1 protein-coding gene is annotated in these 608 nt (G+C 67.6%); it reads right to left on the bottom strand.

Annotation, left to right across the window (positions count from 1 at the left end):
* Nucleotides 1-608: type II secretion system F family protein (locus A5481_RS31215; RefSeq protein ID WP_245298681.1), on the bottom strand; the 608-nt coding region annotated here is incomplete at both ends.

Raw genomic sequence — 608 nt, 5'->3', positions numbered from 1 at the left:
CGCAGGGCCTGGCCGACCGGGGTGCCGTAGCGCTCGGCCTGGATCAGCGCCGTGGTGACGTTCTTGACCGATTCGAGGCCGGTGCGGTTGGCGAGGTTCTCGTAGGCGATGCGCCGGTCGGAGAGGTAGGACAGCTCGGCCGTCGTCAGCGCCATCTCCTCGGCCAGCGTCATGCACTGGTTGGCGATCTCGACGCCGACGCGCCGGAACGCCGCCTCGATCGCCATGCCCGACTCGACGCAGATCAGCAGCAGGTCGAGCGTGTCGGGCCAGTTGCGCTGGATCACCGCCTGGCGCTTCGAGGTCTGGTTGCGCAGGAACACCTCCGGCGCCTTGATGCCGAGGTAGAGCGCCGCGACCACCATGCCGAGGCGCACCATCACCGGCTGGTCGAGCACCTGCAGCACGAACAGGTAGACCACCGCCAGGACGAAGAACGCGACCGGCATCACCAGGCGGAAAAAAAGGAATGCGATCTCGGCCTGCGGGCCGCGATAGCCGGCCATCGTCAGGGTGTTCTTGGCGTTCTCGGTGCCGAGCCAGTTGTCGAGGCGCAGGCGATCGACCACGCGCTTCATGTAGGCCTTGGGCTCCTGGCGCAGGGAGGC

Source organism: Methylobacterium platani (genome assembly GCF_001653715.1).
GTDB lineage: Bacteria > Pseudomonadota > Alphaproteobacteria > Rhizobiales > Beijerinckiaceae > Methylobacterium > Methylobacterium platani.
Note: the sequence above shows the minus strand (reverse complement) of the source record. Positions and strands in the feature narration are given on the sequence as shown.